The organism is Spirochaetota bacterium (genome assembly GCA_034190085.1).
GTDB lineage: Bacteria > Spirochaetota > UBA4802 > UBA4802 > JAFGDQ01 > JAXHTS01.
In genome coordinates this window covers 81,580-106,198 of sequence record JAXHTS010000007.1, presented here as the reverse complement: position 1 = coordinate 106,198, position 24,619 = coordinate 81,580, and the positions used below count along the sequence as shown (strand labels likewise).

General features: G+C 40.4%; 20 protein-coding genes. 10 read left to right on the top strand and 10 right to left on the bottom strand.

The genetic code is table 11. The features are described 5' to 3' along the window. The first annotated feature begins 36 nt into the window (after positions 1 to 36). Together SVZ03_01655 and SVZ03_01650 are read left to right on the top strand one after the other, a co-directional pair. Positions 37 to 1,359 (top strand): hypothetical protein, encoded by a 1,323-nt coding sequence (locus SVZ03_01655; protein MDY6932912.1) that lies wholly within the window; start codon positions 37 to 39, stop codon positions 1,357 to 1,359. A gap of 74 nt (positions 1,360 to 1,433) precedes the next feature. Next, entirely contained in the window at positions 1,434 to 1,925 is a 492-nt protein-coding gene (locus tag SVZ03_01650; GenBank protein MDY6932911.1) for a hypothetical protein, read from the top strand. A gap of 86 nt (positions 1,926 to 2,011) precedes the next feature. On the opposite strand, the gene SVZ03_01645 is transcribed toward SVZ03_01650, so the two are convergent. From SVZ03_01645 to htpG, 3 genes are all read right to left on the bottom strand, one after another. Further along, on the bottom strand, positions 2,012 to 2,701 hold the full coding sequence (locus SVZ03_01645; GenBank protein MDY6932910.1) for an MBL fold metallo-hydrolase: 690 nt from the start codon (positions 2,699 to 2,701) through the stop codon (positions 2,012 to 2,014). Between the two features lie 74 nt (positions 2,702 to 2,775). Further along, on the bottom strand, positions 2,776 to 4,542 hold the full coding sequence (locus SVZ03_01640; protein MDY6932909.1) for an SLC13 family permease: 1,767 nt from the start codon (positions 4,540 to 4,542) through the stop codon (positions 2,776 to 2,778). A gap of 215 nt (positions 4,543 to 4,757) precedes the next feature. Beyond that, on the bottom strand, positions 4,758 to 6,629 hold the full coding sequence (htpG, locus tag SVZ03_01635) for a molecular chaperone HtpG (protein MDY6932908.1): 1,872 nt from the start codon (positions 6,627 to 6,629) through the stop codon (positions 4,758 to 4,760). A gap of 619 nt (positions 6,630 to 7,248) precedes the next feature. On the opposite strand from htpG, the gene SVZ03_01630 reads away from it, so the two are divergent. From SVZ03_01630 to SVZ03_01615, 4 genes are all read left to right on the top strand, one after another. After that, positions 7,249 to 7,899 (top strand): hypothetical protein, encoded by a 651-nt coding sequence (locus SVZ03_01630; protein ID MDY6932907.1) that lies wholly within the window; start codon positions 7,249 to 7,251, stop codon positions 7,897 to 7,899. Positions 7,900 to 8,057: 158 nt separating this feature from the next. Next, the gene (locus SVZ03_01625) at positions 8,058 to 10,202 is read left to right on the top strand and encodes a SpoIIE family protein phosphatase (GenBank protein ID MDY6932906.1); all 2,145 of its coding nucleotides are present in this window, start codon (positions 8,058 to 8,060) and stop codon (positions 10,200 to 10,202) included. 152 nt (positions 10,203 to 10,354) lie between these two features. After that, positions 10,355 to 11,950, top strand: coding sequence for a phosphoglycerate dehydrogenase (serA, locus tag SVZ03_01620; GenBank protein ID MDY6932905.1), 1,596 nt, complete (start codon positions 10,355 to 10,357; stop codon positions 11,948 to 11,950). A gap of 36 nt (positions 11,951 to 11,986) precedes the next feature. Next, positions 11,987 to 12,628: a MarC family protein gene (locus tag SVZ03_01615; GenBank protein MDY6932904.1), complete on the top strand. Its 642-nt coding sequence runs from the start codon at positions 11,987 to 11,989 to the stop codon at positions 12,626 to 12,628. Positions 12,629 to 12,716: 88 nt separating this feature from the next. Here SVZ03_01615 and uvrC read toward each other — a convergent pair whose 3' ends face one another. The 3 genes from uvrC to cbiR form a co-directional block, all read right to left on the bottom strand. Next, positions 12,717 to 14,531: an excinuclease ABC subunit UvrC gene (uvrC, locus tag SVZ03_01610; protein MDY6932903.1), complete on the bottom strand. Its 1,815-nt coding sequence runs from the start codon at positions 14,529 to 14,531 to the stop codon at positions 12,717 to 12,719. After that, the gene (locus tag SVZ03_01605) at positions 14,512 to 15,636 is read right to left on the bottom strand and encodes a tetratricopeptide repeat protein (GenBank protein MDY6932902.1); all 1,125 of its coding nucleotides are present in this window, start codon (positions 15,634 to 15,636) and stop codon (positions 14,512 to 14,514) included. Before SVZ03_01605 ends, uvrC begins: the two co-directional genes overlap by 20 nt. Positions 15,637 to 15,726: 90 nt before the next feature. Next, entirely contained in the window at positions 15,727 to 16,497 is a 771-nt protein-coding gene (cbiR, locus tag SVZ03_01600) for a cobamide remodeling phosphodiesterase CbiR (GenBank protein MDY6932901.1), read from the bottom strand. A gap of 16 nt (positions 16,498 to 16,513) precedes the next feature. Between cbiR and SVZ03_01595 the strand changes: the two genes are divergently transcribed. After that, a complete protein-coding gene (locus SVZ03_01595; protein MDY6932900.1) occupies positions 16,514 to 16,792 on the top strand; it encodes a hypothetical protein in 279 nt (92 codons plus the stop codon). On the opposite strand, the gene SVZ03_01590 is transcribed toward SVZ03_01595, so the two are convergent. After that, positions 16,773 to 17,138 carry a hypothetical protein gene (locus SVZ03_01590; GenBank protein ID MDY6932899.1) on the bottom strand — a complete coding sequence of 122 codons (366 nt, stop codon included), beginning with the start codon at positions 17,136 to 17,138 and terminating at the stop codon, positions 16,773 to 16,775. The two genes, SVZ03_01595 and SVZ03_01590, sit on opposite strands and share 20 nt — an antisense overlap. Before the next feature lie 389 nt (positions 17,139 to 17,527). Here SVZ03_01590 and SVZ03_01585 point away from each other — a divergent pair, with 389 nt between their 5' ends. After that, entirely contained in the window at positions 17,528 to 17,971 is a 444-nt protein-coding gene (locus SVZ03_01585; GenBank protein MDY6932898.1) for a response regulator, read from the top strand. A gap of 40 nt (positions 17,972 to 18,011) precedes the next feature. Here SVZ03_01585 and hisF read toward each other — a convergent pair whose 3' ends face one another. Beyond that, on the bottom strand, positions 18,012 to 18,773 hold the full coding sequence (gene hisF / locus SVZ03_01580) for an imidazole glycerol phosphate synthase subunit HisF (GenBank protein MDY6932897.1): 762 nt from the start codon (positions 18,771 to 18,773) through the stop codon (positions 18,012 to 18,014). A gap of 135 nt (positions 18,774 to 18,908) precedes the next feature. Next, on the bottom strand, positions 18,909 to 20,573 hold the full coding sequence (locus SVZ03_01575) for an alkaline phosphatase family protein (protein MDY6932896.1): 1,665 nt from the start codon (positions 20,571 to 20,573) through the stop codon (positions 18,909 to 18,911). 221 nt (positions 20,574 to 20,794) lie between these two features. On the opposite strand from SVZ03_01575, the gene SVZ03_01570 reads away from it, so the two are divergent. Next, on the top strand, positions 20,795 to 21,853 hold the full coding sequence (locus tag SVZ03_01570) for a polyprenyl synthetase family protein (protein ID MDY6932895.1): 1,059 nt from the start codon (positions 20,795 to 20,797) through the stop codon (positions 21,851 to 21,853). 76 nt (positions 21,854 to 21,929) lie between these two features. Here SVZ03_01570 and SVZ03_01565 read toward each other — a convergent pair whose 3' ends face one another. Next, the gene (locus SVZ03_01565; protein ID MDY6932894.1) at positions 21,930 to 23,141 is read right to left on the bottom strand and encodes a pyridoxal phosphate-dependent aminotransferase; all 1,212 of its coding nucleotides are present in this window, start codon (positions 23,139 to 23,141) and stop codon (positions 21,930 to 21,932) included. A gap of 506 nt (positions 23,142 to 23,647) precedes the next feature. Here SVZ03_01565 and SVZ03_01560 point away from each other — a divergent pair. Beyond that, positions 23,648 to 24,607 (top strand): MBL fold metallo-hydrolase, encoded by a 960-nt coding sequence (locus SVZ03_01560; GenBank protein ID MDY6932893.1) that lies wholly within the window; start codon positions 23,648 to 23,650, stop codon positions 24,605 to 24,607. The last annotated feature ends 12 nt before the right edge of the window (positions 24,608 to 24,619 follow it).

The window sequence follows — 24,619 nt, the reverse complement described above, 5'->3', positions numbered from 1 at the left end:
GAAATAGAAACAGACTTTAAAAGGAGTGTAATAAACATGACAAGGAAAAAACAATCTTTAATAAATTTTACAAATTTATTTTTAATTTTCTTAATTGGAGCAAGTTTAATACTTGCTAGTTGCAGTGATGATGATGCAGACATTGTGCCGGTAATTCAAACACAAAAAATCCTTGAGGATGGTGATGAATTAAGAAGCGAATCTACCAATGGATTAACAGTCACAGTTCCAGAGGATGCAACAGTCACTCTTGTGGGTCAGGTTAAATTTCATTCCGGAACGACCCTCGTGATTGAGCCTGGCGCTACAATTAAGGGGAATCCGAATTTAACCTCTTATCTCATAATAGATAGGGGTGCAAAAATTGAGGCTATAGGAACAGCAGAAAAACCAATAACTTTCACGAGCGGTAAAGATGAAGGAGAAAGAGGCCAAGAGGACTGGGGCGGGATTGTTATAAATGGTTATGCGGATATTAATAGCGGAGACTCCGCATATGGAGAAGGTGATTCAGGACTTTATGGTGGCAATAATGATGAGGATAACAGCGGAACCATGCAGTATGTAAGAATATATTTTGCAGGTAAAGTCTTAACTGGTACTGATGAACTGAATGGACTTTGTTTACAGGGAGTCGGCTCTGGCACAACTATTGATCATGTACAGATGCACAACTGTAAAGATGATGGGATTGAGATGTTTGGTGGCAATGTAAATCTTAAGTATATTGTAAGCACAGGCAATGGAGATGATCAGATTGACTGCACATTGGGATGGAGGGGCAAGGTCCAATTTGCAGCCTGTGCACCTTTGCCTGGTGGAGATAGCAATTTTGAACATGATAGCAATGAGGTTGATCATAGTGCGACTCCGCAAACAAACGTGACCTATTATAATGTAACATGTGTAAGAGGAGATGGTGATGATGTAAGAGGAGCCAGAATGAGAAGAGGAACAGTAGCAGCTTTCCATAATTCCTACTTTGCTGGCTCACAAGATGACAGGGCTATCTATTCAGAAGATACTGAATCTGAGGTAACAGTTGGGAACTGCCTGATTGAGCAGAATGGAACAGTAGGATACACAGAGGATGGAGGAACAGTTACAGCATCAGACTTGACTGTTGATAATGCCCCTGCAACCCCTTATATTGATCTATCAAATTTTGCAACCTTTGCAGCCCTAGAATCAGCCGGCGCATCAGCTTTTGTGCCTCAATCTGGAGCCACTAATGCTAATGTTGCAGCAGCCATACCGCCTAACGATGGATTTTTTGACACTTCAGCAACTTTTCTAGGTGCTGTTGAAGATTCTTCCAACAATTGGATAAGCGGTTGGACTTCTTTCCCTGCAGATTAGATATCAATACCCCACCAGGGATGGCAGTCCTGCCATCCCTAACCTTACAATTATAGACAAATCAGGATAAACAGATGATAAAAATATTTATATTATTCCTAGTAATTTTTATGAATTCATGTTCAACTAAGTGCGAGTTTGATTCCCTAGAAAAATTAGTCTCAGCAGTAGTTGAACATATAAACAAGGGTGAAAAAAATGAGTTATTAAGTATTTTAATAACATCAGATGAATATGTAGAATCAATTCACCCATACACAAAGGAGGGTAAAGAAAAAAATGCTTTGCCCGCAAGGGATTTCTGGGATATTTTTATTGGATTTAGACGCAAACATATAGCCTTGGATGTGATAAAAAAATATCAAAGTCGAATAATTGAGTTGAAATCAATTGGGAAATCGGATACTATAACAGATACTGGAGAATTTAAGATACTAAAAAAGATACCAGTTACGTTAACAATAGCCAATTATGATGGTACAACAAGGGATGTGGTAGATGATAAAATTTTTGGGGCTGTTGTTGAAAGAAACAATAAGTATGAATTGTTAAATATATTCAGATAGCCCATACATCGTTTAGGGAATCGAAATTATATAATTGGACATCGAAGAAAATAACTAAACCGGGTATCTATCCTTCGCAAATCAAATTATAGTCCACATTTTAGATTTGCAGGCACTGCGATGTCAATTTTTTTGGGCTTTGCGAGATTCAGGTTTTTCATAATTTCTACAAATTCATTTTCACTTATCCCATCGCGCAGTCTGGCGTTGTAAGCTTTTTCTTCTCCAATTGTGGTGACCATTCTGCCATTATAATCGTGAGCAGGGTAAATGAGTGTGTCTTTATCTAAAACAAATAACTTATCCCTTACGCTATGATACAACTTCCTTGAATCACCCTGTTGAAAATCGGTTCTTCCACACCCGCGATAGAGTACAGCATCTCCGGTAAAGATCATGTTGTCAATATGAAAGGTTGTGCAGGAGTCAGTATGGCCTGGGGTTGAAATAGCCTTCACAATATGGCTTCCAAAACTCAGGGATTCTCCATCGCTAATGCCGATATCGTAACTCTTTACATTCGCGCCGCTTCCGATTACTGTTTCACAGCCAAACATCTGTTTTAACTTCCCGGCTCCGGTAATGTGGTCAGCATGGATGTGAGTATCCATTATATATTTGATGTTAATCCCTAATTCTTTAATAATACCTGAATCCCTATCCACATTTTCTATCACCGTATCGATGATTATGCCATCCTTGCTCTTATCATCAGTAAGAAGATAAGTATAAGTTGAGGACTCGCCCTTAATGTCAAATAGTTGTCTAAAAAACATAGAAAACCTCCTTTATAAGTTTACCAATTAAAATGATGTGTTTTATATTAAGCAATCATTTCATCACTTAATACCTATAAATAAAAGAAATAAATTATACCTATGCTAACAAACATGAAGAGTAGGGTCATAATGCTACCAGATTTGATATAATCCCTGTTTCTATAACCTCCAGGCCCCATTAGAAAGGCATTTACTTGATGAGTTGGAAGGATAAAGGAGTTGGAAGCCATAACCGCCACAAGAAGACCCAAAGCGGATGAATTAATATCTATCATTTTACCCATAATAACAACCAATGGTACCAGAAGCACGGTGGCTGCAATATTTGACATGAAAAGGGTAAAGAGGGTGGCTAAAAGTGCGATAACCAAAAGGATGATGATTGGATGAGAGTTCGCAAAAAAACCTATCATATTCTCTGCAACATATTTTGAGGCGCCTGTATTATCCATTGCAAATCCCAAGGGGATGAGCCCTGCCAAGAGAAAGATGGTGCGCCAGTCTATAGATTTATAGGCCTCGTCAATTTTTACTACCCTTGTCAGTATCATAAAGAGTGCTCCACTGAAGAGGCTTAATGATAACTGAAATCCATTTAAGGCAAGGATAATGGCGCCGATAAAACCTATGACCGCTAATAACGGCCTTCCTCTATCATCATTAAGCTCTCTAATTGGTGTTAGGATGATGAGTTCTTTCCCGCATTTGAGTCTCCAAAGCCTTTCCAGATGACCATGAACGATCAGGATATCACCAGCCTCAAGTCTTCTTTCAGAGAAATCGGTGTCAGTGGTTTGACAATACCCTTGCAGTATAACAGGTTCAACCTCAAAATTTTTTCTAAAGGCATACTCCTTAATAGTCCTATTAACAAGTCCGGAATAAGGTGGGATAATGGCCTGGGCATAACTAAATTGCTCCCTTATTTCCTCTAGTCGTTTATCTGTAACCTGACTTAGAGAGTAATCAGAGACAAATCTTTTAATATTTTCTTTGTTGCCGCTGAGAAATAAAACCTCATCTCCCTTGAAATTGTAGTTTCGCCAGGGAGAGTAGAGGATATCATTGTTTCTGGATAGAGCGATTACATGGAGATGATATTTGCTCCACAGGTTCAGGTCTTGTAGAATTATTGATTCAAGGTTCCCCTTAACAGGATAAATATCTTCAGATAGATTCCATTCTTTAATTAATTCGCTTTGATCATCTTTATCTTCTTTTTTGATGGTTTCAGGCAAAACCCATCTTCCAAGGATCAAAAAGTAAAGAATGCCTGTTGCCAATAGTGAAAGCCCTAACGGAGTGACATCAAAGATTCCAAATCCCTGTACGCCGCTTCTCTTCAAAAGGTCATTTAGTATAATAAGTGGCCCTGATCCAAAGAGCGTAAGTGTCCCGCCTAAAATTGCACTAAATCCAATGGGCATTAAAATTTTGGAGGGAGATATTCTTATTCTTTTGCTGATTTTAATAATAGCGGGAAGAAATAGGGCGGTTGCGCCAATATTCTGAATAAAGGCGCTAAGAATACCTACAGTTGAAGCAATAATGGTTAATAATTTCCTCTCACTAGTCCCAGCAATTCTTATGATTGGAGAAGTGATATAATTCATGACCCCTGACTTATCTATTCCATATCCAAGTATCATTATTCCCATAATTGAGATAACCGCATTGCTGGATAGACCAGTAAAACTATCCTTTGGAGATATAAGCCCCAGCCAGGGTAGGGCAATCATTACAAGCAATGCAACAACATCAACCCTCAGTTTTTCGGTTACGAAAAGAATGATAGTAATAAAGAGTACAGAAAGAACTAGCGTTATTTCAAAGGTCATAATATATCCACAATTCTAACTTTTTCAATATCAAGAAGGCCATTCTAAAACATTCAAAATTTTGGATTGTAAGTCAGCTTATAAATTTTTGTTACATAACTCCCTGTGGGCAAATAATAATGTTATCTAAACCGATTTCGCTGGTTGATGAAAAGATATCAAAGACCTAGTAACAATTTTAGGAATAGGGAGATTATACTAAGTAATTCGATAATTTACTGCAATGCCTTTTCCATAACTGAATTAATTCTCTTAACAAAGAAAGCAGGTTCCTTAATCTCTACCCCCTCTACGAGTAATGCCTGCTCAAGTAAGATACGTGTTATATCCCCAAAAAGGGTTGAATCTTCAATATCCGCTAATTTTTTAACGATTTCATGATTTGGATTTATCTCTAAAATCGGTTTAATCTCTGGTATACTCCCCCTGCCCATTGATTTTAAAAGCCCCTGCATCTGAACAGAAGGATCATCCTTGTCAACAACAATGCATGACGGAGAATCACTAAGTCGCGTGCTAGCTTTTACGTCCTTAACTTCATCACCAAGCGTTTCCTTCATCCGTTTTATAATCGGTTCAATCTGTTTTTCTTCCTCCTTCTCCTCTTCTGACTTGAGATCCTCAGCCGCATCGCTCTTGTTAATCGATTTGAATTCAAGATCCTTATATCTTCCAATAGTAGGCATCACAATTTCATCTAACCGGTCATCCATTATGAACACTTCTACATCCTTATCGTTATACATCTCAAGAAGAGGCGAATTCCTCAAATTATTCTCATTCTCACCAGTAATATAATAGATAGCGTTCTGGTCAGATTTCATCCTGTCCTTATACTCGCTAAGGCTGGTATAACCATCCACTTTAGTGGATTTGAATCTTACTAATTCCAAGAGGGCTTCTCTGTTTTCAAAATCCTGATACAATCCTTCTTTCAGGGTTATGCCAAATTCCTTTATGAATATATCATATTGTTCCCTATCATCGGAAAGCTTTCTTAACTCATCCAAAAGCTTCTTAACCGATGACGACTTAATCTTAGCTAATATCCGATTCTTCTGTAATATCTCCCTGCTCACATTCAGCGGCAGATCCTCTGAATCTATAATCCCACGAACAAAGCGCAAATAAACAGGCAATAGATCCTTATCATCGTCAGTGATGAAAACCCGCTTTACATAGAGCTTTACGCCTGGTCTATAATCCGCATTGAATAGGTCAAAAGGGGCTGTTTGGGGAATATAAAAGAGTGTTGTATAATCTAAAGTTCCCTCTGCTTGAGTATGAACATACAACAATGGATCCTCTCTCTCGTGTGAGATCGTTTTATAGAATTCATTATAATCCTCTTCCTTGAGTTCCCTCTTTGGCCTTTTCCAGAGGGCTGAGGCATCATTTATCTGATCAGTTTTCTGTTCCTTGATCTCCTTCCGATCATCGCCCTCCCCTTCATATCGGCTATCCTCATAATGCAGGTAGATTGGAAAAGGGATATGGTTTGAATATTTCTTGATGATATTTTCGATTGACCAACGATTTGTAAACTCCTTCCCTTCCTCATTTAGTGAAAGCGCGATAGTTGTGCCAGCGACATCCCTCTCTGCATCAACAATCTCATATTCACCCTTCCCATCGCTAATCCATTTGTAAGCCTTCTCCTCTCCAGCCTTCCTGCTTATGATCTCGACCTTTTCAGCAACCATAAATGATGAATAGAATCCAACCCCGAATTGTCCAATAAGATTTGAGTCCTTTTTGTTATCCCCAGTAAGATGCTCAACAAATTTCCTTGTTCCTGAGTTAGCTATAGTTCCTATCTGCTCTATGAGATCTTCTTCATTCATACCTATACCGCTATCGCTAACAGTCAATGTGCTGTTCTTGCTATCAAAATAGATATCAATCCGTGGATCAAAGGAAAGCTTCTTGTATTCCTCTTCAGTGAGCGTAAGATACTTAAGCTTATCCAAGGCATCTGAGGCATTTGAAACCAACTCTCTCAAGAATATTTCCTTATGAGAATAGAGGGAGTGAATGATGATATGAAGCAATTGGTTTACTTCTGTTTCAAACTTTCGTGTTGTCATTTTCTAATCCTTTCCTTTTAATAGTATTGATATGTGTAAAGATATTAAATATTATTAAGGTTATCTGAAACCGTAAAACTGTATCTTATAAAAAAGAGATACATATCTCTTTAATCTTTGCAAAGATAACAGTAATAAATGATAAATATCTATCAAAATGAATATCTGATCCTACAAGCAAAAACTGCTTTCAATGTAATCTTATTTACTGTTAAATGACTTAAATTATCTGAAATCAGTCTTAATCTTTGAGGTTATAACCTATTGCAGGCACGCCTTATAAAAATTATAAGGCTTCCACTTTAGTAATAGTGGTTTTTCATCTATCATGATAAATCCTGTATGTCAAGATATTTGCCTTCCAAGAATAATTTTTTATAAATATTTGGATGGTATTTATTCATCAATGTATGAGTTATTTTTAAATAATAATTGTTGATTTATATCCCGATAATATTGTTAAAATTGGTTTTCTTATATAATATTTTAAATTATCCCCTATGGGCAGGGAATCTAATTGTATATATTTAGTTGAGAATACTCCTCCTTGTTGCGATAGTGATATCAATAATTACTCATAATCAGTATATAAGTAAATAATTATTTAAAGAGGGTTACCATGAAAAACAATCTCATCAAAACAGTATGTCCTATTATTATTTTTCCCTTCGTCTTAATAGAGTCTATCTCAGGTGAATCGCAGAATACCAATAAGGTGAGTAGTATTTATGAGAAGGAGCTAATGCATGTTTATAAGAGAATAAGGACTGTCACTGATAAGTTGAAGGCTCCTTATTACTTTAATAAAAAAACAGGTAAAGTTGATAAGGTATTGACTTTCTCCATATTCTTGAAATCACTGAGTAATATAGAGTATTATGGCGGGGAAATGATTCGAGAACAATTAAAATGTAAAATGAAATTTAGTGATAATGATAAGTTGGGATTGATCATTTTTGCTGGGATCAGGATAAAAGAGAAGAGCGGTTTGAGGCAGATTAGAAACATTATCAATGACAACCCATTATCCGAGAATATAGATAATCTTAAAATGGAGTTTAAGGACTATGATTTTGAGAAGATGCCTGATGGCGATAATGATGCTTTAAAGGTAAGCAGGGTGGGTGATGTTGAGGATGTGCAGACGAAGTTGAAGATTGCTAATATTTATGTTAAATGGCTTGAGGATGTTGAATATCGTTTATGGAAGATAAGCACGAATGCTCTCATGAGGTTGAAATACAAGGATTTACATGTATTCGATCTTTAAGAATAAGTTGGAATATATCAATATGCAAAAGATCATATTGAGGGTAATGCCCTTATCTCAGTTATTGGAGGGTGATAAGGATATATGTTATTTGATTTTGTTATTGAATAATTTTACTGGGAGATCAAATTTTGCAGGATAGCATTGAGGAGCGATAGGTGCAAATATTGAATATAGCGACATCATTATTAGCATCAATCTTGCTAATATTATTGACAATTTTTGTGCTAATTAAGGATTGGCGCGATCAGGTGCATAGGTATTATGCTTTTGTTTCGATGTCAGCCTTTGGGATCCTTATTACCATGTTCCTTGCCTATGTCTATCCTTCCTCTCAATATCTCACCCAGATAAATAGATTTTCTCAAATGTCAACGACTCTCCTATTCTCATCTATTCTAACAATGTCTTTGGTTTTCCCTAAGGGTGTGAAAAAAATCCCTATCCTCTATACCCTGCTTATTCTCCTCCCAGCATTTGCTATCTCTTTTGTCACGGCTTTTACAGATTTAACTATCACAAGGGCATATTTTGAGAATGGCTCCATAGTAAGGGATTATAGGCCTGGTTATACAGCATATATGGTTGTTGCTTTTATATATCTCTTATTGGGAACAGCGAATTTTATTAGAAAGTACTTTAAGACTGATGTGGAGGTATACAGGCTGCAGATCCAATACGTCTTTATTATCACCTCCACAGCGATTATCCTGGCTGCGATATGTTCAATTATTATGCCAAAATTTTTTAATTACAGCGAGCTATATGTTTTTGGGGCTTCTATTGCCGCATTCCTGGGTGTTGGATCATTCTTCTATTCAGTAGTAACATCAAATTTAATGGATATTACAACGGTTTTACATAAAACCGCTATGCACCTTACGCTCTCAGCCATAATAATTGCCCCGGTATATGGCATTGTTAGAGTCTATAGTATGAAATGGGGATATTTTACAAATATTCCCACCCTAATCTATGCAGGCATCATAGCAATACTCTTTGTCCTTTTTTATATATATATCCAGCCGATAATTGATAGATTATTTAAGAGAAAACAATATGAATTTGAGAATGTATTGAATAATTTTTTACAAAGGGTTGAAGGTATAAAGGATTTCAGGAGCGTAATTCAGCAGATAACAGATACCCTCAATGACGCGCTCTTTCTGAATACTGCCTACTTTGTTATGTTAAATGATGAAGAAAAAAAATATGAATTATATTACCTGAAGGGTGATGATACTGACATCGATTCCATAGACAGATACTCAGTTATTATTGAGTGGTTCATGCAGAATCATAGGATAATTGATATTGATAGGGTATATATTGATGATAAAAGCTTTGGTGAGATTCGTGAATATGTTGTAGATTTCTTTATCAATAATAGTATTAAAGTAATCCTACCAATTTATCATGATGGGAGGGTATTAGGACTATTTTGTCTAGGGGCAAAGAATAATCTTTCATCCTTTAAGACCAATGAATTAGAGAGACTTCAATACTTCCAGAGGGAGAGCAACATTATCATCTCAAATGCATATTTATATGAGGAATCAAAGCGGGAACAAATCATCAGCAGGGCTGTAGGTCTATCCTCTGATATCCTATCCAGGGCTGTGCCAGTATCCCTTCCCAGCCTAAGGGGGATAAAGATTGGCGCCTTCTATATCCCTAGCCACAGGGAGGGTATGGATTATTTTGATTTCATCGAGCCAAGCAATAATGGTTTGGGTGTGATTGCCACCGGCATCTCTGGCGTTGGGGTGGGCAGCGCAATCTACTCGGTTATTCTGAGATCAGCCTTTCACTCATGTATGGCAGAAGCCCATTCAACATTCACTGTAATGCGCAGTCTGAACAATGTTTTATATGAATATTCAGGAGGGAAGGGGAAATTCGTTACAGCGTATTACTATTATTATGATGTAGAATCAAGGAGACTCATGTATACCAATGCAGGCTTTTCTCCCCTTGAGATCTTTGGGATTGAGAGGGGTGACTTTAATTCCTGCGATACTGAAGGCATTCCCTTAGGTTATGAGAAGGGAACGACCTTTGGTATGGGAAGGATAAGCCTGATTAGAGGAGATATAGGTGTTCTATATTCAAGGGCGCTGGTTGAATCCCTAAACCAAAGGGGCGAGAGGTTTGAATTAGCTCAGCTTCGGGGTATAATTAAGGAGAACAGAAGAAGCACACCTACAGAGATTGTTGAAATAATAAAAGAGAGGTTCGCCTCTTTTATGAGGTTCTCTCCTTTGAAATCGGATGTTGTGGTTATTGTATTGAAGATAATGTAGATGAGATAATCCTTTAAGGGGTTCACCCGGAAGAATGCTATAAGGGTGGGGTAATGAATTCAATAGTGAATATTTTTGTTTTTTCAATCTATTTAAAATGTAGAAACTGAGATAATGATGAATATTAGCAGCAAATAAGGAGAAGTATATCGATGAAGAAGAAAATTTTAATAAGCGACAAGTTGGCACAAGAGGGAATTGAACTTTTGCAAAAGCATAGTGATTTTGAAGTTATAAATAAACCTGGACTGTCACCAGAGGGGTTGCTTGTAGAAATAGCTGATGCCTATGGATTAATAATTCGGTCCGCAACCATGGTTACAGATGATGTAATAAGATCTGCTGATAGATTACAGGTAATTGCTAGGGCAGGGGTTGGCTTGGACAATGTCGATATTGAGAGGGCGACTGAGAAGGGTATAGTTGTAATGAATACTCCCGGGGGGAACACCATATCAACAGCGGAGCATGCGATTGCATTGATGTTTTCAATAGCCAGAAGGGTTCCCCTGGCTGATTCTTCAATGAAGAGGGGGGCATGGGAAAAGAAGCTCTTTAGGGGGACTGAGCTTCGCGGCAAGACTGTGGGTGTAATCGGGTTGGGGAGAATAGGCTTGGAGGTGGCAAAGAGATGCAAGGGATTATCGATGAGGGTCGTTGGATATGATCCCTATATGTCTAGCGATAAGTTATCCGATTATGATATTGAGGCTAAAGAACCGGATGAGATCTGGAAGGAGGCTGATTTCATTACCGTCCATACACCCTTAACTGATCAGACAAGGGATATGGTTACCAGGAGGGAGATTGAGATGATGAAGCCCACTGTTAGACTGATAAATTGCGCAAGGGGCGGAATATACAATGAGAATGATTTGTATGAAGCCCTTAAGGAGAGGAGGATCGCAGGCGCGGCGTTGGATGTCTTTACAGAGGAGCCGCCAAAGACGCTGAAACCATTTCATGAGTTGGACAATGTCATTCTTACACCTCACCTGGGGGCGTCGACTGACGAGGCTCAGGTTTCAGTGGCCATTGAGGCTGCGGAAAATGTGGCTGAATTCTTGCTCACTGGCATTGCCAGAAACAGCGTTAATTTCCCTTCCCTGGATATTAACGAATACAATTTCCTGAAGCCCTATATTGAGCTGATTGAAAGGATGGGATCATTTCAGGGATCCGTGATGAATGGGAAGGTGGAGGAGGTAAATATCTATTATTCCGGGGATTTTCAGAATTCAAACATTGCCCCGCTTACATCAGCCTATATTAAGGGCATGATGTCCCCATATATTGATTTCAATATCAACTTTGTGAATGCCTCAGTAATAGCAAAGGAGAGGGGAATTAAGATACAGATAGGGGAGGATACAACATCAAGGGATTATTCTCATCTCATCAGGGTTAAGGTGGTTGGGCAGGAGGGTGTAAATGAGTTATGGGGAACGATACTGGCCCGAAATGTACGCTTTGTCAGGTTTGATGATTATCTGGTTGATTTTGTTCCATCGGGCCGCATGCTGGTTTTACACAATAATGATGTTCCCAATGTAATTGGCTCCATTGGAACATTTCTGGGAGACAACGGAATAAACATAGCGAACCTGCACCTATCCAGGGCTAAGAAGGGAGGCAGAGCGCTTGTGATTGTTGGGGTGGATGATGAATTGAACCCTGAGCTTTTGGATAAGATGAAGGGCCTCCCTGAGATCATTGATTTGAAGTACATCAATCTCTGCATAGGTTGAGCCATATAATTAGAGATTCATACGAGGGGATTAGTTATGGATGCAAATTTTATCCCAACGGTTTTTTTTACACTCTTCTTTGTAGTGGATCCCCTTGGCCTAATACCGGCTTTTATCATATACCTCTCCGGTTATGAATCCAGACGACAGAGGTTGATCATTCTTAGGGCAACAGGCGTCGCGGCCTCAGTGTCTGTATTTTTTGTTCTATTCGGGAAGGTTTTTCTCAATTTTCTCGGGATTACACCGGCTTCCTTTCTCTTTGCCGGCGGAATATTGTTATTCCTCATTTCAATGGATATGCTCTTTGCCAGGCCTACGAGGACAAAGGTCTCAAAGGAGGATATTGAATCCCCGGGGGGAGGGGATACATCGGTCTTCCCCCTGGCAATCCCCATGCTCTGCGGACCAGGGAACATCGCCGCCCTCTTGATGTTCAGCTCCCAGGCAGACGGAGATACAGGGAAAATAATCACCATCGTTACTATTTCAGTGATAATGTTCATTATCGCTGGGATTGTTATGTTCTTCTCAGTATTTATTGAGCGCCTGCTTGGAGAGACTGGACTATCGGTCATCCAGCGAATTATGGGTCTTATACTATCCGCAATGGCTGTTCAGTTTATCATAAATGGATTGAACCAGATTGGGATTATAAGCCTCTCGAATTTGAGATAATCCTCGCTCTTATATCGGCTCGGGTAAAGATGCGCAAATCAACATCAAGGATGGAGAAGATCCAAAGGCTCGTGGTTAGGAGGGTCTATTATTCAGTATCATGGAAATAATTGTAGACTATTTTAGCTGTTTTAACGCCAATGCCGGGCACGTTAATAAGCTCCTCTAATGAGGAGTTCTTCACATTCTCCAGGCTCTTCAGATTTTGGAGGAGAAGATTCTTCTTCTTCTCTCCGATCATCGGTATCTCATCAAAGGCTGATTCTCTCATGCCCTTGCTCCTCAGCGTCCTATGATACTCAATAGCAAACCGGTGAGCCTCGTCCCTGATGTTTTGAATTATCCTCAATGCAGGAGAGCCTTTCTGTAATCTAATAGGCTCCTCTGATATATCAGTGTAAATCTCCTCAAAGCGCTTGGCAATGGAGATGATCCTTATATCGACCTCAAGGGAATTGGCTGCTTCATAGGCCCTGGCTAGTTGTGTTTTGCCTCCATCGATTATGATAAGATCAGGCAGGTCAAGGGTTTCGTTGATGAGCATCTGCAATCTTCTCCCCACCACCTCATGTATCATGCCAGGATCATTGGATGAATCATAGGCCCTGATCCTGTACCTCCGATAACCGCTCTTGTCCGGAACACCGTCAATGAATCGGGACATTGAGCCAACAGCGAATTTTCCCTGAATATTGGATATGTCAAAGCATTCTAACACCCTCGGCAGTGACTCTAGGCTCAGCATCTCCTTCATCTCGGTAAGACCCCTGTTCTTATCCGACCGCTCTCTATGGGATTCCCTCTCAGCGACAATAATGTCAAGGTTTTTCTTCATCATGTTTATTATAGCCCTGTCGTTGTTCGATGTTGGGGTAAAAATCCGCACATTCTGACAGGCTATCCTCGTCAGACACTCCTCTAATGTGGCCCTATCCTCTGACTGATGAGAAGCGGTGATCCTTGAGGGTGGCTCCTTCCGTTGGTAATACTCCAGAATGAAGGATTTTATTATATCTCCAGGCGCATGGTATTGGACGTTTTCAAAGATAGAAATTTTTCTTCCAACCAACACCCCCTTGCGGAATTCGAATAGGAGCATTACAGCCTCGTCTCCTTGGGTTGATATGCAGACATAGTCCTGATCCATGCCAATGGGCGCATATACCTTCTGTTTCTCGGTTACCGCATGAATATTATTGATCATATCCCTTATATCCGCCGCTGATTCATACTCCATCCTTTTTGAATGATCAGTCATCATTCTTTGCAGGTTATTAACAACCGGCTCGATCTCTCCATCCAGGAACCTTATGGCATTATCGATGATCTCGAGATATTCCTTTCTGGAAATTATTCCCTGGCACACGCCGGAGCATCTCTTCATCTGGTGGTTAAGGCAGGGCCTTTCTTCTTTCTTTATGGGGAGTTCCTTTTTGCAGGTCTTTAATTTGAATGTGATGTTCATCATTGATACTATTTTTCTGGCGGCATTGGAATCGGTGTAAGGGCCGAAGTACCTGTCTCCATTTTCGATTAATCTACGAGTATAGATTACCCTTGGATACTCCTCGCTCAGTGTCACAGCGATGTAGGGATACCGCTTATCATCCTTGAGCCTGATATTATATTTGGGCTTGTGGCTCTTTATCAGGGTGCTCTCAAGGATCAGGGCCTCAACCTCTGAGTCCGTTACTATAAATTCGATGTCATGAATATTCTTCACTAAAACCGCGGTCTTTGGATTATCATCGGATTTCCGGAAATAGGAAGAGACTCGTTTCTTTAGGCTTGAGGCCTTGCCTATGTATATAATGCCGTCCAGCTTGTCCTTCATGAGATAAACGCCGATCTCATTGGGCAGGGCAGCGATCTTATTCTGCAGATCAATTGGCGAATTCTTCATCTCTTCTCTGTAATAACCCTACCTTTTCAATATATTTTAGTGTGAGTTCATGATCCGGATTAAACTCCATCGCCTTTCGGAAGGAGAGGAGGGCGTTATTATAATCCCTATTCTTTGCATAGGCCACTCCCAGATTGAAGAGGGATGCGAAACCTTCAGGTTTCAGTATAGTGAGCGTCTTAAAGATCGCTATAGCGTCATCTATCCTCTTCTCCTTAATAAAGGCCACCCCATAACTAAAGGCTTCGCTCAGGGGATCACTATGCTCAATATCCTCTGTTGACTTCTCCTTTTCTGTCAATTCCTTGAGCTTGACAATGAGGTTATTAAATGAGAGGGCGATCTCGCTAAAGTCCTCATCGATTGTCGGATTAAGCTGCACATCCAGCTTCCCATCCGCAGCATCCTTAATATGCTGCGACAGCCCCTTTATAAAGAGAGACAAATTATGAGTAAAGAGAAAGGTTATGATGAAGGCGATGACGATTATTATTGCGGATATGATAATTATGTATCTATTTGTCTTGTTCAATGTTGTATAATATTCGTTTATAGAGTTCATGGTCATTGAAGTGGAGACGATGAACTCTATGACCAGGGTTTTATTCCTGATTTTAAAGGGATGGTAGACGTTTCTCCAGTATAGTCCGTTGGATGAATATATCTTCTCGTCAGCGATTTCTCCGAACATCCCCTTTTGTAAATAATTGATCGCCCGGTCCTCTTTCACCCTCTGTCTCCCCTTTATCCCAATATCAAAGGCTGGATTATTTGCGATCTTTTTGATCATCTTAAAGTAGGCTTCATCCTCGCTTTGAGAGAAGATGAGGATATACAATAAATTCTCATCCCCGGAGCAATATCCCTTCAGTTTGCTGGAAAGGGCCTTTAGGCTTTTGATGTTGTCATCGGCCAATCTATCGATTATTAAGCCCGTCTTTTCCAATAAAAGATGCTCATTATTCCTTAATGTTGTCTCCCTCAAGAGCCTTGAATTTTTCTTCAGGATATAGTGGAAGGAGAGTGATGAAATTATTATCAACAGCGAATAGAGAAGAGCGATGTTGAAGACGTATTTCGTTGAACTTCTTATACCCTTTGACATCTGTATTTCCTTTTATATAAATGCTGTAATGGCGATGGCGATTAGATGCCTCATAACGTTAGTTGCATCCATTGGCTCTCGTCTATGCGACTATCCTTCCATCGATCTATTAATAGAATTTTTCAAAATGCTGATAGAATTTACAGGATCAGTGCCGTATATTTCCAGGACAACGGGGCCACGGAAGTCCAGTTCCCTCAACATGCGGATTATGGCATCAAGGTCAATTATTCCGGAACCGAGTTCCTTATGATCATCAATAACCGTGACACGCCTCTCATATCGTCTCTTTGACACATCATGCATGTGGACATGGCTGACGCGGCATCCGTAATTTTGGATAAAATCCTCTATTTCTTCATTTCGAAGCAGAATATGCCCCACATCCATGCAGACGCGCGCGTTGAATTCTTTTACCAGCGGGTATATTTTACTAAAGGATATATATTCGAGATTTTCGATGCATAGCTTCCCGGCTGGTATAAACTCGGTTATCTGAGCCAAGCTCTCTGCGGCATAATCAAGATATGCCGCGGAAACGGCGTCCCCGCGAACCCCAAGCTCAGCTAACTCCTCAAGCAGTCCGGAAATGTGGAGTATATAATTAACCGGGGCTAAGGGAGAGCACTGATCAACAATGTGTTTAACAACCTCAATGGATGCCCTTCGAATGGGGTCAATGCTGGTAGTGAAGTTGACCCCTCCAAGAAAGGGAAGATGCACAGAGAAGGAGACTCCATCATCCTCGTGAAGCCCCCTCAACCCGACTGATGCCTCCTGGCTGAATTTTTTCTGAAATGGACGGGGAAGGGCGGCAATGGCCTCCCCGTTTATCTCAATGTGATCCGCCCCCGCCTTCACCAGCCTTTTAGCCTCCGTGGTAAGCGACCGCTCGTCATCTGAGCTAAGGAATGCCTCCGCAATCCTTCTCGGTTCGATTATCGTGCCAACCCTCATATCGCTCCTGCCGCTATTCTCAACACGCATTCTAAATATCTTTACCTATCCGGATGGCTATCCCCCTGGGGATATCCGCTTTCCCCTGTGTCCGGATGGCTATCCCTCTGGGGATAACCGGAATCCCATGTGTCCGGGTGATTCAGCGGAAGAGGCGAATAACAGCCCTATGAAAAATCCTATTCCCCTGATCCCCTGATCCCCCTGGAGGGTTCCCTCCCTATTTCATTGCGCAGATTTCTGAGCCTCCTAGAAAGGGCGTCCTTCTTCCCCAAGGCGCCGATTATCAACTCTACTATGTCCGAGGCCTTCTGATATGCCTCTGAAGTGGCCATCTGTGAAGTCTCAGTGGCCCTTCTCGCCTCAGTTTGAGCCTTCAATTGTTTCTCCTCTGCGGAGAATGCGTCGTCAATAAGCCCGCTCAACTCATCAGATTTGGGTTTAATGTCAACCCCCGCATCCTGAAGCGCAGCGGCATTTGAGTTGAGAATATCCAAAAGCCTCTTGGAAAACTCGCGCTTTGTTGTTTCTGTTAACCTTGCCATATCTATCACCCCTATCTATAATGTGGATTATCGATAGATCGAATACAGACAATGCTGTATCTGGGACAGATAATGTAAAACCTCCCTTAAAACTATCCTTCAACTATAAGAAATCCAGAATTTATTATCAACAACAAAATGATATTGCTGATCAATGTGATCCTGGTTACCGAAATGAAATAGATATTCTGACGGATGGTGGTAGTTGAAGGGTGTTAGGATTTAATTAAAACTAAATTTTGATTAAAAATTGACATTTATTTTTTTGGGGTTTATAATATGTTGTAACTAATACATCGAATCATGTGCTTATTTATCCTTATTGCAATGAAATGTTATTTGCTAATTATAAATTTTTTTGGAGGGTGTTTCTTATTCGGAGGTAAATTATGAAGAGTCAACATGATTTTCCAAGTTTGAATCAAAAGCAAGCTGATGGAATTCGGCCAGGCGGAAAACCATATAGGGTATTGGTAGTGGAGGATAAGGAATTTCACAGAAAGCAGATAGCGCAGATACTGGAGTCTGAGGAATATGAGATTGCCGCCACTGCCTCAAACGGCAAGGAGGCGCTTGATATGCTAGACAAGAATCTGAAGGATATTGATCTCATTACAACCAATCTGGATATGCCGATCCTTGATGGCTATGCCCTGCTCTATGAACTTGGGCAGAAGAATCTAAAGTTAAAGACCGTCTTTATCAGCGATGATACAACAAAGGGGGTTCTTGAAGATTTATTGGGGATGGGAGCGGCTGGCTTTATATTAAAGCCGATCAACAGGGATAGAATCCTAAAAAGAATAAAAACAATCCTGCAAAAAGGGGAGTAACCCTTGCCTAAGAGTGGATAGTTCCCACTGCATCCCTAGATCAGATGGTTCTGATGGTGATTTGCCGTCCTTTTAGGTATTCCTTCACCTCTTGAATGGATATTTCCCTGAAGTGAAATATTGACGCGGCCAAAACCGCATCAGCCTTTCCGATAGTGAGTCCCTCATACAAGTGTTCCATTGTCCCAACACCCCCTGAAGCGATTAAGGGGAGTGGCATTGACTCTGCCACCCTTTGCGTCAGTTCAAGGTCATACCCAGCCCTTGTTCCATCCTTGTCCATGCTGGTTAACAGTATCTCCCCGGCGCCCAGTTCGTATGCCCTCTTGGCCCATTGAAGAACATCAACATCTGTGGGTGTTCTTCCGCCATGAAGATAGACGTCCCAGCTACCCTTGTCGTTTCTCTTCGCGTCAATGGCGATCACAATGCACTGGGATCCAAAACGATTTGAACAATCGCTAATAATCTCAGGATTTAACACCGCCGCTGTATTGATTGAAACCTTATCAGCGCCGTTCCCTAGTATTAGGCGGACATCATCAACGCTCCTGATGCCCCCTCCAACAGTAAAGGGGATATTAACGGTTTCCGCTACATCCTTTACCATCCTTAGAATAATCTCCCTCCTGTCCGAGGATGCGGTAATATCGAGAAACACCAGTTCGTCAGCGCCCTCCTCATCATAATATTTGCCATTTTCCACAGGGTCGCCGGCATCCCTTAAATTTACAAAGTTTACCCCTTTGACTACACGCCCATCCTTGACATCAAGGCAGGGAATTATTCGTTTAGCAAGCATTCAGATAACCTCTTTAGGCTGTGATAGTGTTAAAGTAATAGTGAAGAGGAAGATTAAATTCCGGTCAATCAGATTAGTCAAGTCAGATTATAAATATATTCCTTGTAGTCTATCTCAGCCAGGTTGATGGGGGGATCAATCGCTGTGATCCCTCTCTTCATCCTCGTCAGGGGCTAGGCTGACGCCCTCCTGAATGTCGCCCCCACTCTCCCTTTTGATCCAATCCATAAACACCAGCAGACTGAGGAATAGGGGGGGGTGAATGAAGGATATTGAGAAAAATCTGAAGGCAAAGATGTTCTCATCAGGCGACAGTGTGTGAAAGGGGATAAAGAAACCGGCGATTATGATGTTTGGTATCATTAGGAGCGACAGCAAGGGCAGAAAGGTGGCAAGGGGATGCCTTTTATCAAAGAGTATAGGATTATCAAAGGATAGAGTATAATAAAAGGCGATAGCAGATAGAGATAATAAATATATTGCGATGGATATATCGTAAACATTTCGGGAGTTGATCAGATCCATGGAGAATCCCATGAGCAGCGGCAGAAGGGAGCTGAGGATTAAGAGCAGGGGAATGCCGGATTCCGTCTTGTAGATTGCCCATATAATGAATAGGATAAAAAGAATAATCGCAATAATTCTCTGATTCATTAGGATATTATCTATATACCTTCCCTTATAATCCAGTATCCTCTCTGTCAGTTCTTTATCATGGTTTGTTATCGATTCCATCAGGTCCTTGTTCATTATAAAGCTTCTGGCTTCAATACCCTCCATCACCTCAATTATCTTCTCCTTTTTGTCTATGGATTCATACAGGTAGTCGAGTCTCCTGTCGCTGTCAATGATCTCATATATCGGACCGGCTGATGAAAAATTTGGGATTGGAATCCCAAAGATGGCCGATAGGGTTGGGACGATTGAGATATTGTAAATTTCCCTATGTATCTCCTGGCTCTTCAAGTCCCTGGCTATGAAGTAGAGCGGCACCCTAAGTGATTCTTCATCGCTGCCCCCATGGTTCCCGTCTATGTTCATTCCATGATCGGACGTGATGATGGATAGGGAATTCGGATAGTTCTTCTCGATAATCGGGAAGATGTTATCCATGAGTCTATCAATAGTAGCGATTGAATCAATATACCTGCGGCTCTTGTTAGATCCGGTAGCGTGCGCGGCATTATCAGGGCCAAGAAAATGAACAACAGTAAAGGATGGGAGCGTCCTGGACTCAATCAGACGGGCAAGGATATCCAAAACCTCCCCTGCATCGTCCCTTTCGCAGCATTCAGCAGGCATATAGATAGTCCTATTCTTGAATAGGTCCTTGTGCCAGTTGAATCCTATGACTGAAGAGGTGAACCCGTAATTTGAGAGATGTTCAAAGATGGTGTTTGTCCTTTGGTGCTGAGGGTATCGCCTGTAATTGTTTGTAACACCATGAAGATAGACTGGGGCTCCAGAGAGGATGGAAAAGTAGTTCGGGGCGCTTACGCTAGGAAGCATGGTATAGACGTTTGTAAATCGTACTCCCCTTTCCTCCCATCTTTTGACAATGTTTGGTGATATCTCCTTATTATACAGGCAGTCCTTCCTTGCTCCATCCAATATGAAGAGAATAACCTTCCCGTATTGCGGAGGATAATCCCTCTTTTTCAGTTTATTGTATCCTTCATTATAATTATTGACTTTACTGTAGTCCAAAGGATCGATGAAGTGATCAAAAAGATAGTTGTTTATTTTCATCAGGTAGATGACAATTGATATGTAGAAAATTATGATAATGTATTTATTCATCTTTTAATCGCTTATCGCTTCACAATTAGATTGGATGAAGGGGGTAATTGGACTTCTTAGCTTTGACTGTAGATAATCATCATTGGTGTAGCATATCTTCACCAAGTGCTGAGAGGAATGTCCTGTGATTGCAAAGTATGCTAAAGGGTGGTTAAAAATGCAAATCTTTTACAATATCATTAAATAAAGATTAAATTTGATTGCTTAATAAGGGCTAAGTGATGTTCAAGGATTTTAGTAATACCTATATTCCAATGATTGATCAATCGATTAAGGACTTCTTTAGGAAGAAGAGGGAGAATGCCGAGTTTGAGTTTATTGAGAATCTGTATTCTGATCTTGAGGAATATTGTATTAGGAAGGGTAAAAGGGTAAGACCCCTCCTCCTCCTCTTATCCTACCTCGGATACAGCAGGAGAAAGGATAATCTTGATGCTATAATACGTATAGCATCAATCCTTGAAATGATGCACTCCTTTCTGCTAATTCAGGATGATATAATAGATAATTCACTCATACGCAGGGGAAGTGATGCGCTTCATGTTGTATCATATGACAGATATTGTGATATTACCTGGAACAGCAATATTGGAAGGGATGTCGCAATAGTTATGGGTGATATACTATTTTCAAATGCGCTAGAGATAATTGGGGAGCTGAGAATCAATCCAAGGATTAAGGATGAATTTATAAAGCTCTTCGCCAAAACCTATGAGTTGACAGCCTGTGGACAGATTCTGGACAGCCTCCACTCCCTGCCAGTTAGAATAGATATTAACAGCCCCGCCCCAATGCAGATAAGCGCCTTGAAGACGGCTCATTATACAATATTGAGCCCAATGCTTATGGGATTCCTCTTATCCAGGTCAAAGGAGGATGGGGAAGGGGAGAGAATCAGGGAATTCTCGATCCCCCTTGGATTGGCCTTTCAGGTGAGGGATGACATTCTGGGCGTATTCGGCAGCATTGAGGACACCGGGAAATCCTTGAACTCAGATATTGAGGAGGGGAAGCTGACCCTCTTAATACAGAACACGGCCAGGAACCTTAAGGGGGGTGAAAGGGATGAGTTCCTTTCCCTCTTCACAAAGAAGAAGAAGACAAAGAGGGAGATTGATAGCATAAAGTGTATGATCCGAAGGAGCGGCGCATTAAGCATTTCTGAGAAAAAATTGGGGGAGCTAATCGATACCACTAGGGAAACGCTTCTGTCTTTGCGAATGAAGAGGGAAGAGAAGGATATCTTATCCGGATTTATCGACTTGATTACCAAACTTTAGGGAGGCCTTGTCCCAGGGGTATCGTGAGGATGTTCGCTCTATGATAAGCATTTAACTAACCAACATCAGTTGTATTCTACACAAGCTTCTCTATTGCTTCTCGTATCCTATCGATCCCCTTGATAATATTATCATCGGAAGTGGCAAAGGATAATCTGATATGATTGTCGCTTCCAAAGGCTATGCCTGGAACTACGGCCACCTTTGACTCTTCCAACAGGTATGTGCTGAGTTTTGCGGATTTATTTTCGCTCTTATATTTACCCTCAACTGATTTCCAACCATTAAAATCAAATACTTTTTCAATATTTGGAAATACATAGAATGCCCCTTCAGACTGCAGACAATTACAACCTGGAATGTCGTTTAGTCCATCAACGATCAGGATTCTTCTTCTTGAAAATTCCTTTACCATCTCCTTCACTACACCCTGATCACCCCTGAGTGCCGCAAGGGCCGCCCATTGAGATATTGAGGTGGGATTAGATGTAGACTGACTCTGCAATATCTCGGTCTTCTTTATTATAGTCTCATCGCCAGCCATATACCCGATCCTCCATCCTGTCATTGAGTAGGATTTGGAGACCCCATTTAAAACAATGGTTTTACTCTTCAATTCATCAGATAGATATGCGATATTAACAAAGCTGCGATTGTCATATAGTATTGATTCATAGATATCATCTGATATAATAAGAATATTCTTTTTTATTATAATTTCCGCAAGGGCTTGAAGCTCTTCCATTGAATGGGTGGCTCCAGTAGGATTGGAGGGCGAGTTAATTACAATAGCCCTGGTCCTCTCTGTAATAACCCCTTCTAGGTCCTGAGGACTGATCTTAAATCCCTTCTCCTCTCTGGATTCTATGATAAGGGGGATGCCTCCGGCAAGGAGAACCATCGGGGGATATGAGACCCAATAGGGTGATGGAATAATTACCTCATCCCCATCATTGAGCAGCACCTGCATCAGATTGTAAAAGGAGTGCTTCCCGCCACAGTTAACAGTCACATTAGGGATTGTGTAATCGAGATTATTGTCTCTTTTAAATTTATCTACTATGGCCTCCTTTAGTTCGCCTATTCCGCCTGCTGGCGTGTATTTTGTTTTGCCGTCAACAATGGCCTTAATAGCAGCATCCTTAATAAACTGAGGAGTATCGAAATCAGGCTCGCCTGATCCGAAACCGATCACATCTATCCCTTTAGCTTTTAGAGAATTGGCAAGGGCCGTAACCTCCAATGTTGGAGAGGGCTTTACATTAAGAATTTTTTTTGAAAATTGCATGATTCTCTATCCTTAAAATGAATATGCTCTTTTATCCCCTTTAGAGAGGATAGGATCACCCTTGAGCGCTGACTCAATTGTTTCTCCTTTGTGTAATACACATATCCGTAGAGTAAAAAATACCCTTGAACCCAATGAATATTATCGATATCCCTCTAACCTTGGTTGAATGTATCAAATGATTGTGTTGACCGGTGATTGCTGCTCTATTATATAATATATTTCTGTCAACATATTTTTGTGTAATACTATAGGGGGCAAGGAATTTGAAAAAAGATTGGTGGCTAGTCCCCTACAATAGCAGGATTTATGAGGTTCCTTCTTCTTTATTGATCGCTTATGTGAATAATCGAAATTTTATAAACAAAAATTTATTGGTTGATATTTTGATAAGTCTCATTAATTGTATACTCAATTAATTTTCTAAATGGAAGTGTGTTTATACACCGAAATATAATATTGAGTAGTGTAATAATAAAAATCATTAACGAATTTGGTAATTTATAATGAAGATAAGATTTTGGGGAGTTAGGGGTTCAGTGCCCACCACGCTGACTAATAATTTAATAAGGGAAAAATTGAAGGGGGCTTTAACTATTGCCACAGCCAGGGATATCTCCTCAGAGGAGGCAATAGATAAATTTATAGAATCTTTGCCTTTCTCAACTCGCGGAACCTATGGCGGGAATTCAACATCCCTTGAGATTAGAACCAAGAGCGGTGAATTAGTTATTTTGGATTGCGGTACCGGAATTAAGAGACTTGGGCAGGAATTGATGAAGGAGGATTTTGGCAAGGGCAAAGGGGTGGGGAATATATTGTTGACACATACTCATTGGGACCATATTCAGGGTATACCATTTTTTTTGCCCTTTTATATTCAGGGTAATAGGTTTAATATCTTTTCCCCTGTAAATGATTGCAAGGAACGGCTTGAATATCAACAGATTAACACTCATTTCCCTGTTAACCTGGATTATATGCTTGCAACAAAGGTGTTTTTTCAACTTGAGGAGGAAGGTGAATTCTACTTGAACAATGTAAAGATAATAAATAAGAGCATGCGTCATCCCGGTGGAGCCTTTGGTTATCGGATAGAGGAGAATGGGAAATCCTTTGTCTATACAAGTGATTGCGAATTTAATATCGATGAGATTGACAGAATTAACGCATATCACGATTTCTTCAACAATGCGGATGTTGTTGTTTTTGATACTCAGTATACCTTTGAAGAGTATGTTGACAAAATCGATTGGGGGCATTCCCCGGCATCAATCGCAATAGATATTGCTTCACAGTTTAATGTAGATAGGTTAATACTATTTCATCATGATCCTGATTATGATGACGAGAAGCTCGATCATGTGCTATCTAGCGCAAAGGCATATATGGAGGTTAATCTAAAGAAGCGGGGGAAACTAAGGGTGGATATCGCTTATGAGGGAATGGAAATTGAATTAAACTAACACTATTTAGAT

Excerpts from the sequence above, each read along its gene's own strand:
- SVZ03_01605 (MDY6932902.1), bottom strand. The coding sequence starts at position 15,636 with ATGTCAAAGGGTATAAGAAGTTCAACGAAATACGTCTTCAACATCGCT.
- SVZ03_01585 (MDY6932898.1), top strand. The coding sequence starts at position 17,528 with ATGAAGAGTCAACATGATTTTCCAAGTTTGAATCAAAAGCAAGCTGAT.
- uvrC (MDY6932903.1), bottom strand. The coding sequence starts at position 14,531 with ATGAAGAATTCGCCAATTGATCTGCAGAATAAGATCGCTGCCCTGCCC.
- htpG (MDY6932908.1), bottom strand. The coding sequence starts at position 6,629 with ATGACAACACGAAAGTTTGAAACAGAAGTAAACCAATTGCTTCATATC.
- SVZ03_01615 (MDY6932904.1), top strand. The coding sequence starts at position 11,987 with ATGGATGCAAATTTTATCCCAACGGTTTTTTTTACACTCTTCTTTGTA.
- hisF (MDY6932897.1), bottom strand. The coding sequence starts at position 18,773 with ATGCTTGCTAAACGAATAATTCCCTGCCTTGATGTCAAGGATGGGCGT.
- SVZ03_01645 (MDY6932910.1), bottom strand. The coding sequence starts at position 2,701 with ATGTTTTTTAGACAACTATTTGACATTAAGGGCGAGTCCTCAACTTAT.
- SVZ03_01640 (MDY6932909.1), bottom strand. The coding sequence starts at position 4,542 with ATGACCTTTGAAATAACGCTAGTTCTTTCTGTACTCTTTATTACTATC.
- SVZ03_01565 (MDY6932894.1), bottom strand. The coding sequence starts at position 23,141 with ATGCAATTTTCAAAAAAAATTCTTAATGTAAAGCCCTCTCCAACATTG.
- SVZ03_01630 (MDY6932907.1), top strand. The coding sequence starts at position 7,249 with ATGAAAAACAATCTCATCAAAACAGTATGTCCTATTATTATTTTTCCC.
- SVZ03_01655 (MDY6932912.1), top strand. The coding sequence starts at position 37 with ATGACAAGGAAAAAACAATCTTTAATAAATTTTACAAATTTATTTTTA.
- SVZ03_01590 (MDY6932899.1), bottom strand. The coding sequence starts at position 17,138 with ATGGCAAGGTTAACAGAAACAACAAAGCGCGAGTTTTCCAAGAGGCTT.
- SVZ03_01650 (MDY6932911.1), top strand. The coding sequence starts at position 1,434 with ATGATAAAAATATTTATATTATTCCTAGTAATTTTTATGAATTCATGT.
- SVZ03_01575 (MDY6932896.1), bottom strand. The coding sequence starts at position 20,573 with ATGAATAAATACATTATCATAATTTTCTACATATCAATTGTCATCTAC.
- SVZ03_01570 (MDY6932895.1), top strand. The coding sequence starts at position 20,795 with ATGTTCAAGGATTTTAGTAATACCTATATTCCAATGATTGATCAATCG.
- SVZ03_01560 (MDY6932893.1), top strand. The coding sequence starts at position 23,648 with ATGAAGATAAGATTTTGGGGAGTTAGGGGTTCAGTGCCCACCACGCTG.
- serA (MDY6932905.1), top strand. The coding sequence starts at position 10,355 with ATGAAGAAGAAAATTTTAATAAGCGACAAGTTGGCACAAGAGGGAATT.